Below are 15,147 nucleotides of genomic sequence, written 5' to 3' on the forward strand. Positions count from 1 at the left end.
AGATGGCCGGCGTCATGCGCGGGACTGCCGGAGCACCCAGACGAAGTACGGAGCGCCGACCAGCGCGATCATGAGGCCCGCGGGCATCTGGGCGGGTGCGACCAGCGTGCGGCCGAGCGCGTCGGCCACGCAGACCAGCAGTCCGCCGAGCAGCATCGCGACCGGGATCGCGCGGCCGTGCCGGGCGCCCACCAGTGACCGGGCGAGGTGCGGGGCGACGAGTCCCACGAAGCCGACGACACCGACGGCGATCACGCTGACCGCCGCGAGCACCGCGGCGATCGCCAGTGCGGCGAAGCGCGTGCGTTCGACCCGGACGCCGACGATGCGCGGGGTGTCCTCGTCGACGGCGAGCAGGTCGAGCCGGCCGCGCAGGGCGAGCAGCACGGGAAGCGCCAGCGCCAGGGCCACCGCGACCGGTACGACGTCGGGCAGCGTGCGGCCGTAGGTCGTACCGGAGAGCCAGGTGAAGATCCGGGGCGTGTCGTACGGGTCGGCACGCAGCAGGAGGAAGGTGGTGACGGAGCTGAGGCCGTACCCGCAGCCGATGCCGATCAGTACGAACCGGTCGGGCAGGAAGCCGCCGCGCCAGGCCAGCAGGGCGATCACCGCGAACGTGGCGAGCCCCGCCGCGACCGCGACCGCGATGAGCACGGGCCGTCCGCCGGACAGGCCCGAAGTGACGACGCTCGCCGCTCCCAGCCCGGCGCCCGCCGTGATGCCGAGCACGCCCGGCTCCGCCAGCGGGTTGCGTACCGCGCCCTGCACGACGCATCCGGCCAGTCCGAGCGCCGCGCCCGCGAGGACCGCGGCGGTCACGCGCGGGACCCGGTCGTCGAGCGCCTGGCCGATCAGGTCCGGGGCCGTGCCCCGGACCCAGAGCGCGATGTCCCCTGTCCGCAGCCAGAGGCTCCCCGCCAGGACCGCCAGCAGGACCGCCACGGCCAGGAGTGTCGCCGCGCCGCACACGACGAGGAGGAACGCGCGGCGTGACCGTGCGGCGACCCGCGAGTGCGGTGGTCGCCGGATCTGGCCCGTGTCGCGCAGGCGGAGCGCGAGGACCACGATCACGACGGAGCCGAGCAGCGCGGTCGGCACGCCGGTGGGAATGGAGGCGGCCCCGTCCGCACCCTGCACCGCGCGCAGGGACGCGTCCGCGAGCAGGATGAGCAGTGCGCCGAGCAGCCCGGCCGCGGGCACCAGGAGGAGGTGCCGGCGCAACGCCCGGACCCGCCCCGCGATCAGGCGGGCCAGGACGGGAGCGCCGAGGCCGACGAAGGAGATCGGGCCCGCGAGGGTCACGGCCGTGCTGGTCAGGAGCACCGCGCAGATCACCGCGGTGACGCGGGTGGTCCGGATCGGCACGCCGAGCGTGGACGCGGCGTCGTCGCCGAGGTTCATCACGTCCAGCCGCCGGGACAGGGCCAGAGCGACGCACAGCACCACGGCCACGAGGGGGAAGGCGCGTACCGACGCGTCGATGTTCAGCTGCGCGAGCGAGCCGCTCCCCCAGGCGAACAGGCCGGTCGTGTTCTGGTCGAACAGGATGAGGAGCGCCCCGGTCGCCGCGTCCAGGGCCATTGCCGTCGCCGATCCGGCGAGGACGAGGCGGGTGCCCGCGGTGCCCGCGGCCCGGCCCGCGAGGAGCAGCACGAGCGCCGCCGCGACCAGGCCGCCGGCGAAGGCGACGGCGCCCGACGCCCACAGCGGGACGGCGAGACCGAAGGCCGCGAGGAGCGTGAGCGTGAAGTAGGCCCCGGCCGTGACCGCGAGGGTGTCGGGGGAGGCGAGCGCGTTGTGCGTGACGGACTGGAGCAGCGTTCCGGCGGAGCCGAGGGCGAAGCCCACCGCCACGCCCGCGAGCAGGCGCGGCAGGCGTGAGCCGGTGAGGATCTCGCCGACCGGCGCCCCACCGGTGTTCTCCCGTTCCCCGGCGAGATGGCGTACCAGGTCGCCCACGCCGACACCCGATGTCCCCTGCGTCAGGTGCCACATGCCCACCAGGACGGTCACGGCGAGAAGGAGTGCCAGGACGGCCGTCCCGGCGGGGCCGCCACCGCGCTCGGCGGGCGGCGGCGCTGCCCCTCCGGGTGCCGATGTCCGCGCCGTGCTCACTTCTTGTCGAGGACGTCGACGTACGCGTCGATCGCCTGCTCGCAGGAGCGCGGACCGCCGGCCCCCCACACCCGCGCGGGGAACGAGTGGGCGCGGCCTTCCTTCACGGCCGGGAGGGACTTCCAGATCGGGTTCTTCTCCAGCGCCGCGACGTACCCGCCGGCCCCTTCGTCGTTGGCGTAGAAGAGGTTGGCGTTCCCCACCGCGGTGAGTCCCTCGACGTCGGTCTGCGCGAGGCCGTAGGAGGGATCGACGCCCCCGTCCCCGTGGTCCTTGTTGACGGCGTCGGTCCACGCGGGGTTCATGCCGAGCTCCTTGCCTATCTCGGTGAACAGGGCGCCATCGCTGTAGGGGCGGAGGGTGAGGTTGCCGCCCTGCAGCCATCCGTCGAAGAACAGGAAGTCCTCGGTCGGCAGATCGGCGTCGGTGACCTGCTTCTTCGCCGTCGCGAGGTGCTGGTCGAACTCCTCGAGCACCTGGTCCGCCCGTTCGGTGCGCCCCGTCGCCTCGCCGATCATGCTGAACACTTCCCGCATGTTGCCGATCGGGTCGTCCGGGTCGGCTCCCCGGGTGGCCATCACGGGGACGCCTCTCTTCTCCAGCTTCGCGATGGTCTCGTCGTCGGCGTCGAACGCCTCCACGATGATCAGGTCGGGCTCGGCCGCGTAGAGGGTGTCGAGGTCGGGCTCCTCACGGGTGCCGATGTCGGTCACCCCGCTGGGCAGTTCCTCCGCGCTGACCCAGGTGCGGTATCCCTCCGCGTCGGAGACCGCGGTGGGGGTGACGCACAGGGTCAGTGCGTCCTCGACCTGCTGCCATTCGAGGACCGCGATCCGTTCGGCGGGCTTGTCGAGCTTCACCTGCCGGCCCACGCCGTCGGTGAAGGAGACCGGCTTCGTCGAGGTGGTCGTGGTGTCCTCGGCACAGCTCTCCGACGCGGGCGACGCGCTGGTGCCGCCGCCGGCCCCGGCCTTGTCGACGTCGGTCGTGCCGCAGGCCGTTGCGGCGAGGAGGACGAGCCCCGCGGAGGCGGCCGCCGCCAGGGTACGGGCACGGTTCATGAAGGGTCCTCTTTTCTTGCCATACGGCCCTATGGCCATATGAGTGCGATGCGTGTGCGATGCGTGTGCGATGCCTCGGAGCGGCGGATACGCCGCTTCAGGCGGGGTGCCGCCCGAGTGGGTCGATACGGAGACGGCCCGTGCGGGGATCGACGCCGACCTCGACGCGGATGTCGTAGACCTCGCCGATGTTCTCGGCGGTGAGGACGTCGGCGGGTGCGCCCACGGCGTGCACGCGGCCGGAGCGCATCAGGACCAGCGTGTCCGCGACACGGGCTGCCTGGTCGAGGTCGTGCAGCACGATCCCGACCGCGATGCCGTGCTCCTCGACGAGATCGCGCACCAGGTCGAGCGTCTCGATCTGGTAGCGCAGGTCCAGGTGGTTGGTCGGTTCGTCCAGCAGTACGACGCCGGTGTCCTGGGCCAGGCAGGCCGCGAGCCAGACACGCTGCATCTCCCCTCCGGAGAGTTCCCCGACCGGCCGGCCGGCCATGTCCCGCACGCCGGTGACGCCCATGGCGTGGTCGATGGCGGTCCGGTCCTCGGCGGTCAGCCCTGCGAAGCCACGCCGGTAGGGGTGGCGGCCGAACGCCACGACCTCCGTGACCGTCAGCCCTTGGGGCGCGGGCCTGGACTGGGAGAACAGCGTGACCTCACGGGCGAACTGACGGGCGCTGAGCAGGGCCGCGTCCCGCTCGGGCGATCCGTCGGGGGCGCCGAGCGTCACCCGGCCGCCGTCCAGCCGATGCAGTCGGCACAGCGCGCGCAGCAGCGTGGACTTGCCGCTGCCGTTCGGTCCCACCAGGGCGGTCGCGCGGCCGGGTGCCAGGTCGAGCGAGACGCCGTGGACGACCGGCCGGCCGCCGTACCGCAGTACCAGGTCGTGGCCGTTGAGGGCGGGCACCGGCGCGGCGGGGTCGGCCACCGGGCGACCGGTGCGCCGGAAGGGGCTTGGGAGCATCGAAGAGTCCGGGTGGTCGGAGGGGCGGGGACTGCGGCACCCTCCGTCCGGCCTTCACCGGCCGGGCCGCGAACTCTGCCGCGCGCGGGCAGCACTGTTCACGGCGAGCAGCAACTAAGGGTTACCTAACTCCGAGAAGGCTATATTCCGCTCGCCATGTCGACAATCAGGAGTTCTGGACACGCGATACGGGATTCCGGACACCCTCGGGGCTGCCGTCGACCGCGTCGAAGAACGCGCCCGGCGTGGTCCCCATGACCCGCCGGAAAGCGGTGATGAAGGTGCTGGGCTGCGCGTAGCCGAGCGTTTCGGAGACCGTCGTCACGTCGAAGCCCTCGGAGAGGAGCGTCAGCGCCCGGTGCACCCGCAGCATCTGCCGCCACTGCGCGAAGGAGAGTCCTGTCGAGTGCCGGAAGGCGCGGGTGACCGTGCGGTCGCTGATGCCCAGCCACCGCGCCCACTCCTCCAGCGAGCGGCAGTCGCCGGGGTCTTCCAGCAGGGCTTCGGCGATCGCGTCGATCCGGGTGTCATTGGGCAGTTGCAACGCGAACTGGCGTTCCGACGGCTGGAGTACGTCGAACACGACCGACTCCGCCCGCGCCCTGGCCGCCGCGTCGAGATCCGTGCGGGACAGATGGGCCAGCAGCGACTCGAGCAACGGCGTCATCGCGATCGCTTTCGGTTCCCCGAACGCGAACGCGAACGGCGTGCGGTCGGGGGCGAAGAAGGCGTCGTGGAAGTGCGCGCCGGCCGTGGCCCGGCCCCCGTGCACCACTCCGGCGGGCATCCACAGCCCGTGTCCCTCGGACACGGTGAAGACGCGGTCCTCCACCCGGGACGTCAGCGTTCCCCCGCGTACCCAGACGAGCTCGTGCAAGGAATGCGCGTGCGGCGCCCACTCCGTGGGAACGCGGGGGATGTGGAACCCGGCGGTGATGGCGAACGGGGCCACCGCCCGGTCCGGGAGTGCCACGGCCCGGCGCACCACGGTTCCCGCCTCGCGCCGCCACATCCCGGGGCTCGCCTCACCACGGAACGATCGGACCATACGGGCGAGTCTACGAACTCCCGGGCCGCGTCGGGAACGGCGTCGCCCCGCTCCATGGCCCGGGGACCGCACCACGACGTCGCCCAGGGACGTCCGCCACGGTCGCCCGCGCGGGGTCGGAGCACGACGACCGCGTGGCCCACGTCGACCTGCTCGTCCCGCCCGACGGACGTGAGCTCGTCGCCCACGGGGTCCGCAGCACCGAGGACGGCGCGCCGGTGGTCACCCTGCCCGGGGAGCCGACCGGCAAGGTGACCGCCTGGCCGCCGGCCAGGTTCCGCGACGTCGGCCCCTGGCCCTGGTGCCCCGACCACCGGGGACGACGGCCCCCCTGGCCGCCCCGCCCCGTCCTGTCCCGGCGGGGCGGGGCGGGGCGGCAGACGGCCGTCCTATCCCTTGTGCCGCGAGGTGAGCGGGTCGCCGGCCTTGCGGACGACGTCGGCGATCCAGGCCATGGCCTCGGGCACGTCGTAGTTCCCGGCGTGCGGCTGGTTCCAGGCGAGCTGGTAGTTCAGGTCCTTGACCTGCGGGTCCGCGGCGAGCGCCCGGTCGAGGTTGACCGAGACGGTGAACGCGGTGTCCCGGTCGCGGGTGCCGTGACGGACGTACCAGTTCGGCGCGGTGTCGGCGCCGGTGCCGACGAAGTCCATCGGGTCGATCAGGTGGATCTGATCGTCGACGGTGGTGCTCTTCTTCGCGGTGTACTGGTCCCAGGTCAGCCCGGTGTCGTCGAGGCCGCTGCCGTCGCCGGCGACGTCGTTGTGGTTCCAGCTGTACTCGGTGTAGTTCATGTACTTCTGGGACGGCGGGCCGAAGAGGTCGGTCTCGGTGCCGCTGGTGGTGTTCCCGTTGACGCCCACGGCGTCGAAGGCGGGCGTCGTCTTGAGCGTGGCCTGGGTGGCGACGAAGGCGAGGTACTTCGTCATGTCGACCGAGCGCACCTTGCCGGTGGCGGTGTCGACGTCGATCCAGTCGTTGACGTACGACTTGGTGGTCGTGCCCCCGGGGCCGCCGGACGTGATCTCGAAGGTGCCGCCCAGCGGCGGGATGGTGTGGGCGGGGTCGGCCTTCAGGTAGGTCTCGGCGGAGCGGACGACCTCCTTCTCGATGGTGTCGAGCAGGGTGGCGGCGGTGAGCCGGGAGCCGTCGGGGTTGCGCAGCCCGAGGCTTTTCTCGTACGCCGGGAACTGGGCCGCGATCGCGGCGGCGTCCTCGGGGGAAGGGTTCGAGCCGGTGGTGTCACGGGTGGCGAGGACGTTGTACAGCCACTCGTAGGCCGCGTCGGCGTTGCCGAGGTCGGTGATCGGGCAGTACGCGTTGACGGCGAAGACGTCGTCGCGCAGGGTGCTGCGCCCCTTGGCGTCGATACCGGCGGCGCCGATCGCGGCGAGGTAGGGGTCGTACTCGGCGCTGTTGCCGGAGGCGCCCAGGATCGACACCAGCGCGCCGCCGCCGCTGGTGCCGTTGATGACGATGCGCTCCGCGCTGCCGGGCATGGTGGCGTCGTTCAGGCGCAGGTAGCGGACCGCGGCCTTGGCGTCGACCACCGCGGCCGGGGCCTTGCCGGGGGACGAGCCGTCGGCGCCGACGAGTCCGCGGCTGCGGCTGGCGACGTCGACGAAGACGTAGCCCGCCTTCAGCGCGGCACCGACGTTGCTCGTCGAGCTGCTGTAGGAGGTGCCGGCGGTGACGCTGGCCCGTACGTAACTGGCCTTCCAGCCGCTGTTGTTCACCGCGAAGTAGACCGGCGCCCGCTGGTCGCCGAAGGCGCTCTCGGGGACGAACACGTTCATGCTCTGGTAGCCGCAGGCGGTGTTGGGGATCGTAGTGGTGCCGCCACCGGGGCCGCCGGGCTGCTGGGCCGCCGCGGCGACCGGACTGGCGACGTAGCAGATCTCCTTGTACCAGCGCACGTTCACCGGCAGGCCGTCGATCGTGACGGTGATCGTCGTGTACGCGGCGGAGTCGAAGTCCAGCGCGGCGTCCTGGAGGTCCGCCGTGTGACCGCGGCCGGCGGAGGGAGCCGCCACCGCGACGGAGGTCGGCACCGCAACCGCCGCGAGCACGAGGGAACCCGCGAGCGCCACGCCTCTCAGGAGACGGCCGCGGGGCGCGGGGCGTCCTGCTCCCGTACCCGCCGGGTGAGTGAACGCGTCACGTCCGAAAGACGCAGAGAGCCTGTGCATGGGTCTCCCCTCATCGAGCACCGAGTGCTTCGCCCAAGGCCTCGGAATCGAGGCGTGACGCACGCTACAAGATTGTTAACAATATGCACAGCAATCTCGCAGACATTGTCCTGGGCGCCCGACGGGCCAGGAACCGGCCGCTGGAGACACCGGCACCGGCACCATGACGGGCATCGCCAGGACGCGCTCCCTGCCGACGTGGAGGGCACCCCCGAGTGCGGGGTCGGCGCCGAGCGCGCCGAGGGAGACCGCGAAACCCGCATGGTCGACGGCGGTGCGCCGTCCGGCGGGACGGGCGTCGGTGCCGGGCATCAGCCACGGGGCCCAGCCGGCGGGACGGCCGCCGAGAGTCGTATGGCATTCCGGAGGCCATACTCGTGTCATGGCTGACGCCGACACCGACTTCCCGCCCGGCGACGGCCCCAGCAGCGGCATCTCCGTCTCCCTGACCGCCGGCACGCTCCGGGCGATCCGCGAGCGGGTCGGCAAGCGGGGCGTGTCCGCGTACCTGGAGAGGGCCGCGCAACGGCAGATCGAGCGCGACAACCTGGACGAGTTGATCGCCGACTTCGACAAGAACCACGGCCCCGCCGACCCGGAGGCCGTGGCCGCCAAGCGGGCCAAGCTCACCGGCGGCACCTCTTCCGGCACCGGGGCAGCCGTGTGAGCGGCGCGCTCATTCTGGACAGCGACGGCCTGGCCAAAGCCGTGCAGCGCGACCGCGAGGTCCACGAGTGGCTCACCGCCGCCCGCGACGCCGACCTTCCGGTGATCGCCTCGGCCGCCGTGCTCGTCGAGGTGATCCACCCCCGGATCAACGATGCCGCGCTGACATGGACGCTGTCCCGGCTGCGGGGCGAGCCGGTCACTCAGGCCCTCGCCCAGTCCGCCGCCAGTCTGCTGCGAGCAACCGGACTGCACGGCCACAAGCACGCGATCGACGCCATGCTCTGCGCCACCGCCCTCGCCCGGTCGGGCCGCGTCACGATCCTGACGTCCGATGTCGAGGACATCACCGTGCTCACCTCCGACCACACCCGTGTGACCGCCGAGAAGGTCTGATCCGCGTCGTTCCGGCTCCTCATCCCAGAGCCGTGCGGTACCACCCGGATCAGCATCGTGGGGCGCGGGTCGTCTCCGCCGGCTCGCTGTTCGACTCGGCGACCTTTTCGATCGCTCCTCGCAGGGCCGGCGGCAGCCCTCGCCCCTTGAGCACGTCATGGTGAGCATCCCGACCTGATCGGGGCGGTGCGGGCGGCCTCGGCCAGGGTGGGGGCGAGGCCGGCCAGGAGGGGCGACGGCCTCGGCGACGTAGCGGTGGGCGGTCGTGGTCCCGACGGCGAAGCCTGCGGCGAGCTGGGCACAGGTGTGTCCCACCCGCAGGTGGGCGAGTGTGAGGAGGTCCTGCCGGCCGGAGCTCGGTCTCCGCCACCGAGAGCCGCTCGCACGGCGGTGCCGGCGCAGTTGCCGCGTGAGGAAGCGCAGGGTGGAGCTGGACACGTCGACTCCGGACGGGCAGACAAGCACGTGAAGCCTCTGACGGAGACGGTTCTCTTGATCGAAAACCGCCCACCAGGGGCTTTACCTAGCTGTCAGCCCAACTGCACACCCTGCGCGGCAGGTTGGCGAAGGCTCACTGGCTTGAATTCGTACGCGTACGGGACGAACCTTCCGGCGTCGGCCGTGGCCGAGCACCGCCTTCACCACGTTTCCGCTGATAGAGCCCTGCATTTTCCGGAATCCGGGTTCGCACTTTCCCTGAGAGCGGCGGCCGGCAGGGCGTCAAGGGGTGCGGATGAGTCACGTTTACAGCGACTCGGAACGGCGATTCCGAGCCTTGCTTTCCCTGATGACTATTGTAGTATTTGTTTCGGTTTCGATCGCCTGCCTGCAGGGGATTCAGCGAGGTCACGACGGGGGAGTCCTGACGTCCGGGACAGAATACTTCAGCGGAAACGGCGTGACGCCGCCGCGAAGGTCCATGACGTTATCTACATGTTCCCAACATGCCCCTAAAACCGTGCAACTCCCGTCATGTGACAGCTGGGCCGCTCAAGGGAGCCGGCCCGGTCCTGAATCATGCGCGTGCTCGGTCAGAGTCAAGACATTCCACCTCAGCATCGGCAACAGGGGGAAGAAATGGGAATCAACGTACTGGTATCCGACAAGATGAATGTGTCCCGCTACGCGCTCACCGCCCTGCTCGAACAGGGCAAGGGGATACAGGTCGTCGGATCGGTGGCCGGCAATCTTGATGCACTCGAGTTCGCCGATACACACCATCCGGATGTCGTGATCTTCAGCTTCGACGGCGCGGACGGCAACGTCATCACCGTCGCCGAGAAGATCACTGGCCTTCCGAGGTGTCGATGCCTGCTGCTCGCCGAATCATTCACCCGGCCGGTCATACGCCAGGCATTCACCGCCGGAATCGCCGGAATGGTACAGCAGAGCGCCTCCCCGTACCGTTTCTTCGAATCCGTCCATCGGGTGCATCAAGGAGAAAGAGTCTTCGACACGGAGTTAACCGTGGCCGTGCTGGGAAATAATGACTGCCCGCTTTCCCCGCGGCAACTCTCCGTGCTTGAGCGGCTCGCCCAGGGTGACACGCTCAGCGAGATCGCGGCACAGTTGCACATCTCCGACGGGACCGTGCGGAACTATCTCCTTTCCGCGGTGACGAAACTGGGCGCGCGTAACCGGATCGACGCGCTGCGTATCGCACGGGAAGCGCACTGGATCTGACACGCAGGACACCTCGAGGCCACCTCCAGATCACCTCACGGTCATCTCTCCGGGTTCCTTTGTGTACGCCGCTGACGTGCGGCGATGTTCCGCACCAGGCAGAATCTCGGGAGTTCCCACTCACACGTACGGAGAGCCGATCATGGCGGATATCTCTCGCAGCAAAGATCTGATCATCGCCATCACGATGGCCGACATTGCCATCATCCTCGTCGTCGGATCCATCCTGGGTTGGCTGGTCCGATACGTACGCCAGCCACCCGTCGTCGGCGAGATCATCGCCGGAATTGCCCTGGGGCCGAGTCTCCTCGGCCTGTTACCCGGGGATCTCCCCTCTTTGATCTTCCCGAGCGAGGTACGGCCTTATCTGTCGGCGATAGCCCAGGTCGGGCTGCTCGTCTTCATGTTCGGCATTGGTTGGGAATTCGACAAGAGATTGCTGAAGGGCCGGGGCAGTACCGCGGCGGCGGTCTCCGTCACCTCGGTCGTGGTCCCGTTCACTCTGGCGATCGGACTTGCGGCGCTGCTGTACCAGCGGCACGACACCGTAAACGGACATCAGGTCTCCTTCACCGCGTTCGCCCTGTTCATGGGTGCGGCGATGTCGATCACCGCTTTTCCCGTGCTGGCCCGGATGCTGACCGAACACGGTGTCCTGGGAACACGGGTCGGCGCACTCGCACTGGCCAGCGCGGCCATCGACGATGTCATCGCCTGGTGCCTGCTCGCTCTGGTCGCGGCGATCGTGACCGCGTCCGGTGGCGCCGGGCATCTCGCGCAGACGGTGATATTTTCCGCGCTCTACATCACGGCGATGTTGGTCTTCGTACGCCCGTTCCTGTCATTCCTCATGCGCCGCCGGGGCCGTGACCGCATGACACCGCAGCTCATCGTCGTACTCGTCGCCGGGCTGTTCCTGTCTTCCTGTGCGACGACCTGGATCGGGATCCACGCGATATTCGGTGCATTCGCCTTCGGATTCATCATGCCGAGCGAGTACCGCGGCGCGTTCGGCGAAGAGGCCAGAAAGCCGTTCGCGGGGATCAGCATGGTGCTGCTGCCGGTCTTCTTCATCATCACCGGACTGAATGTCGATATCGGGGCGTTGTCCGGACGCGATCTGATCGAACTGGCCGCCATCATGGCCGTCGCCTGTGCCGGCAAGATGATCGGCGCGTCCATGGTCGGGAGACTGTCCGGAATGCCGTGGCGGGAGGCCGGCACCCTCGGCATCCTGATGAACACCCGCGGCCTCACCGAACTGGTCATCCTCAATGCCGGCGTCAGCCTCGGCGTCCTGGACAGCCGGATGTTCACCATGATGGTCGTGATGGCGTTGTTCACGACCGCGCTCACCGGACCGTTCCTCCCGAAGCCCTCGGTACCCGTCGGCCGGGCCGGACTCCGGCCCCTCCCGGAGGAACTGGCCGGGGCGATCCCCTAGGCGCGGGCCAGCACACAGAGCGGTCGCCGCCATGGCAGTGGATGCCATGGCGGCGATTCGCCGTACGAAGTCGATTCAGTCCAGCAGGAGTTCGGGCGCGTGCAGCTCCAGCCAGACATGCAGGTCGAGCATCCGCTCGACGTTGGACCGTACGGCCATCGACATGGCCGCCGGATCCTGCGATGCGATCTGCTGCGCCCAGGCACGGTCGACCAGCGCGAAGACCTGCGCGTCCGGCTCCGACACCAGCTCCTTCACCTGCTGCTGCAGATGAGCGGCGTACCCCGGATCCTGGGGCGAGGGGAACGGGCTCTTGACCCGCTCCAGCACCGAACGCGGCAGCACATGCGCCGCGGCCCGGCGGAGCAGGCTCTTCTCCTGGCCGTCGAACGACTTCATCGCCCAGGGCGTGTTGTAGACGTACTCGACGAGTTCATGACTGCAGAAGGGCACCCGCACCTCCAGCCCGACCGCCATCGACAACCGGTCCTTGCGGTCCAGCAGCCCCCGGACGAATCGCGTGAGATGCATATGGCTCGTCATGCGCATGAGCCGGTCGAACTCGGATTCGCCGTCGAGATACTCGACCTGCGCGCGCGCCGTCGCGAACTGGTCGGCGGTGTAGGCCGCCACGTCGAGCCGGGCCCGCAGGCCGGGTTCGATGTGATCGGTCCGGGCCGCGAGACTCATCGGCGGGATGAACATCATCCACGGGAAGGTGTCTCCGCGCAGGGCCTCCGGGTGGTGGAACCAGGGATAGCCGCCGAACAGTTCGTCGGCCGACTCGCCCGACAACGCCACCGTCGAGTGCTCCCGGATCGCTTTGAACAGCAGATACAGGGAGCTGTCGAGATCCCCGAACCCGTTCGGGATGTCCCGGGCGCCGACCGTCGCGCGGCGCACCGCGGGATCCGAGATGTCGGACGGATCGAGCATCACATCCCGGTGCGCGGAGCCCACATGAGCCGCGACGTCACGGACGAACGGCGCGTCGGACGTCTCGCGCATCTCGTCCGGGACGAAGTTCTTCTCCTGGCCGACGAAGTCCACCGAGAAGCTGCGCACCTGTTCGCCGCGCAGGCCCAGCCGTTCCGCCGCCAGCCCGGTGATCGCGCTGGAGTCCAGACCTCCCGAGAGCAGGACGCCCTGGGGCACATCGGAGATCAGCTGCCGGTCGACGATGCCGGTGAGCAGCTCCCGCACCCGGGCCACGGTGCCCTCGCGGTCGTCGGTGTGCTCGACCGCGCTCAGCCGCCAGTAGGTCCGCTCCCGCAGCCCACCCCGGTCGACGACGATCAGCGTGCCGGGCACCACCTCGTGCATGCCCTTCCACAGCGCCCAGCCCGGGGCCTTGGTCTGCGCGACCAGCTCCCGCAGCCCGTCGGCGTCGACCGCCTTCCGTACGAGGGGGTTCGCCAGGATCGCCTTGGGCTCGGAGCCGAACAGCACTCCGTCGGGCGTCGGGTAGTAGAAAAGCGGCTTGATCCCCATGCGGTCGCGCACGAGGAGCAGCCGCCGGCCGCGACCGTCCCAGATCGCGAACGCGTACATGCCGTCCAGATGGTCGACGACGCTCTCGCCCCACTGCAGATAGCCGCGGAGCACGACCTCGGTGTCGCTGTCCGTCCGGAACGGATGGCCCAACGCCTCGAGCCGATCGCGCAGTTCCCGGAAGTTGTAGACCTCCCCGGAGTAGACCAGCACGATGTCACCGGCCGGCGTGCTCACCGTCATCGGCTGCGCTCCGCCGGGCAGGTCGATGACCGCGAGGCGTCGATGCCCCAGCCCGACCTCTGTACGCACATAGGTGCCGCAGCCGTCCGGCCCGCGACAGGCCATCGTCCCGGTCATCGCATCGAGCACATCACCCCGGTGCGTCAGATCGGCCTCGAACGACACCCAGCCTGCTATCCCGCACATCTCACGCCCTCTTTTCCGTGGCGCCTTTTTCCAGTGAAGCAAGAACGCACGAATACAGCCAAACTAGCATCGGCCTCATGACCCGACAATGTTCGTTTCACCCCGACCGGTGTGCACTTTCCACAGCTGCGGAATGCTAGAATCGACCCACCCATATGGAGGATGAGATGCCCGCAGAAAAATCCCGCACCAAGGCCGTCGGCCGGCCACCTCATCTGTCCCTCGATGCCATCATCACCGCGGCGGAAAATATTTTGCAGACCGAGGGCGCGGGAAAGATTTCGATGCGGCGCCTGGCGAACGAATTGGACAGCGCGCCGATGGCGCTCTATTACCACGTTCGCAACAAGGACGAACTGCTTCTGATGCTGATGGAGGCCCAGGCCCGGCGCATACCGCGCCCGGAACTGCCGGAGGACCCACGGGAGCGACTGATCGCGGTGTCGATCATGCTCTACGAGCTGCTCGCCGACCGGCTGTGGATCGTGCAGGTGGTGGCCGGCGGCGACCTCATCGCCCCCTCGGCGCTCTGGTTCGTCGAGGAGATGATCAGCGCGGCCGTGGACTACGGACACACGCCGGAACACGCCGTGTACATCTACCGGACGATCTGGTTCACCATCGTCGGCGACCTGATCATCCGTGCGAACGACAAGCAGCGACGCGGCCGGGCCACCGGACCGACCTACGAGGACCAGGTCGTCGCCGGCCTGATGAGCGGTACTCACCCCCGGCTGGCGGCGGTCGCCGATCGATGGGCCGAGCTCAACGGCCGTGACACCCACCGCCAGGGCCTGACGGCGATCATCGACGGGCTGCTGCGGTCGGAGGAGACCGTGGAGGGCCGGTAGCCGGCGGCTTCACGGGGCGGACGGCCAGGGGACCGACATCTTCTCGGACGCCGTCCGCGCGCACGCCGCCAGGACTGCGACGACCGCGTCGCGGTGTTCGTCCAGGTAGAAGTGCCCGCCCTCGAAGGTGCGGAACGCGCATCGGGCGTCGGTGACCTCGCGCCACCCCTGGGCCTCGGCCGCTGTGATCTCCGGGTCCTGGTCGCCGTACAGCACCGTGACCGGTGTCCGCAGCCGCGCGCCGGGCGACGGCCGATAGGTCTCGCTCAAGCGGTAGTCGCTCCGGATCATGGGCAGGAACGTCCGGACGAGCGGGGCGTCGTCGAGGAGGTCGAGCCGCGTCGCGTCGGTGCGGCGCAGTTCTTCGATCAGCTCCTCGTCGCTGCCGAGGTGGATCCGGCCCGGCCGCGTCAGCGCCGGGGCGGGGTGACCGGACACGGCCAGGCCCATCGGCGGGTCCCCCGCCGCCGTCAGATGTCGGGCGACCTCATAGGCGACGACGGCCCCCATGCTGTGCCCGAACAGAATCGTCGGGACCGGTGGCCCGTCGAGCGGGAGATCGGCCGCCAGTACAGCGGCGAGCCGTTGGATATCGTCCGGCACCGGTTCGCCGAATCGATCTTCCCGGCCCGGGTACTGAACGGCGAAGAATTCGATGTCCCAAGGTGCCGACCGGTCCCACGAACGGTAATAGCTCGCACTGCCGCCGCCATGCGGAAAGAGAAGCACGCGGGCCCGGGCATAGGGGCGGGACGCGAGCCGACGGAATGCTCCGGCCCGCCGGCCCCCCGACAAGGAATCGATACGCATACCCAC

At 69.7% G+C, this 15,147-nt stretch carries 12 protein-coding genes and 1 pseudogene; 5 read left to right on the plus strand and 8 right to left on the minus strand.

Annotated features, from left to right (window positions below; genetic code table 11):
* Positions 1 to 12: 12 nt before the first annotated feature.
* The 5 genes from ACIP67_RS37905 to ACIP67_RS37925 all read right to left on the minus strand — a co-directional run bounded on the left by ACIP67_RS37905 (position 13) and on the right by ACIP67_RS37925 (position 7,272).
* Positions 13 to 2,115 carry an iron ABC transporter permease gene (locus ACIP67_RS37905; protein ID WP_401698090.1) on the minus strand — a complete coding sequence of 701 codons (2,103 nt, stop codon included), beginning with the start codon at positions 2,113 to 2,115 and terminating at the stop codon, positions 13 to 15.
* Positions 2,112 to 3,176 carry an iron-siderophore ABC transporter substrate-binding protein gene (locus ACIP67_RS37910; protein ID WP_401698092.1) on the minus strand — a complete coding sequence of 355 codons (1,065 nt, stop codon included), beginning with the start codon at positions 3,174 to 3,176 and terminating at the stop codon, positions 2,112 to 2,114. The genes ACIP67_RS37905 and ACIP67_RS37910 overlap by 4 nt, the downstream gene beginning before the upstream one ends.
* A gap of 97 nt (positions 3,177 to 3,273) precedes the next feature.
* Positions 3,274 to 4,137, minus strand: coding sequence for an ABC transporter ATP-binding protein (locus ACIP67_RS37915; RefSeq protein ID WP_401698094.1), 864 nt, complete (start codon positions 4,135 to 4,137; stop codon positions 3,274 to 3,276).
* Positions 4,138 to 4,303: 166 nt separating this feature from the next.
* Positions 4,304 to 5,185, minus strand: a complete 882-nt coding sequence (locus ACIP67_RS37920; protein WP_401698096.1) for a helix-turn-helix domain-containing protein — start codon at positions 5,183 to 5,185, stop codon at positions 4,304 to 4,306.
* 389 nt (positions 5,186 to 5,574) lie between these two features.
* Positions 5,575 to 7,272: a subtype B tannase gene (locus ACIP67_RS37925; protein ID WP_401698097.1), complete on the minus strand. Its 1,698-nt coding sequence runs from the start codon at positions 7,270 to 7,272 to the stop codon at positions 5,575 to 5,577.
* Between the two features lie 481 nt (positions 7,273 to 7,753).
* Here ACIP67_RS37925 and ACIP67_RS37930 point away from each other — a divergent pair, with 481 nt between their 5' ends.
* Positions 7,754 to 8,038, plus strand: a complete 285-nt coding sequence (locus ACIP67_RS37930) for a hypothetical protein (protein WP_401698098.1) — start codon at positions 7,754 to 7,756, stop codon at positions 8,036 to 8,038.
* The gene (locus ACIP67_RS37935; protein ID WP_401698100.1) at positions 8,035 to 8,433 is read left to right on the plus strand and encodes a DNA-binding protein; all 399 of its coding nucleotides are present in this window, start codon (positions 8,035 to 8,037) and stop codon (positions 8,431 to 8,433) included. The genes ACIP67_RS37930 and ACIP67_RS37935 overlap by 4 nt, the downstream gene beginning before the upstream one ends.
* Before the next feature lie 170 nt (positions 8,434 to 8,603).
* Here ACIP67_RS37935 and ACIP67_RS37940 read toward each other — a convergent pair.
* Positions 8,604 to 8,898 (minus strand): annotated as a pseudogene (locus tag ACIP67_RS37940) (transposase family protein); the annotation flags it as partial.
* Positions 8,899 to 9,510: 612 nt separating this feature from the next.
* Between ACIP67_RS37940 and ACIP67_RS37945 the strand changes: the two are divergent.
* Both ACIP67_RS37945 and ACIP67_RS37950 read left to right on the plus strand, forming a co-directional pair.
* A complete protein-coding gene (locus tag ACIP67_RS37945) occupies positions 9,511 to 10,116 on the plus strand; it encodes a response regulator transcription factor (protein WP_401698101.1) in 606 nt (201 codons plus the stop codon).
* A 142-nt stretch (positions 10,117 to 10,258) separates the two neighbouring features.
* On the plus strand, positions 10,259 to 11,560 hold the full coding sequence (locus ACIP67_RS37950) for a cation:proton antiporter (RefSeq protein WP_401698103.1): 1,302 nt from the start codon (positions 10,259 to 10,261) through the stop codon (positions 11,558 to 11,560).
* Positions 11,561 to 11,635: 75 nt separating this feature from the next.
* Here ACIP67_RS37950 and asnB read toward each other — a convergent pair whose 3' ends face one another.
* The gene (gene asnB / locus ACIP67_RS37955; RefSeq protein ID WP_401698105.1) at positions 11,636 to 13,480 is read right to left on the minus strand and encodes an asparagine synthase (glutamine-hydrolyzing); all 1,845 of its coding nucleotides are present in this window, start codon (positions 13,478 to 13,480) and stop codon (positions 11,636 to 11,638) included.
* Between the two features lie 167 nt (positions 13,481 to 13,647).
* Here asnB and ACIP67_RS37960 point away from each other — a divergent pair, with 167 nt between their 5' ends.
* Positions 13,648 to 14,331 carry a TetR/AcrR family transcriptional regulator gene (locus ACIP67_RS37960; RefSeq protein ID WP_401698107.1) on the plus strand — a complete coding sequence of 228 codons (684 nt, stop codon included), beginning with the start codon at positions 13,648 to 13,650 and terminating at the stop codon, positions 14,329 to 14,331.
* Between the two features lie 9 nt (positions 14,332 to 14,340).
* Here ACIP67_RS37960 and ACIP67_RS37965 read toward each other — a convergent pair whose 3' ends face one another.
* Positions 14,341 to 15,141: a thioesterase II family protein gene (locus ACIP67_RS37965; protein WP_401698185.1), complete on the minus strand. Its 801-nt coding sequence runs from the start codon at positions 15,139 to 15,141 to the stop codon at positions 14,341 to 14,343.
* Positions 15,142 to 15,147 lie beyond the last annotated feature (6 nt).

This window comes from Streptomyces sp. NPDC088812, assembly GCF_044750285.1.
Classification (GTDB): Bacteria; Actinomycetota; Actinomycetes; order Streptomycetales; family Streptomycetaceae; genus Streptomyces.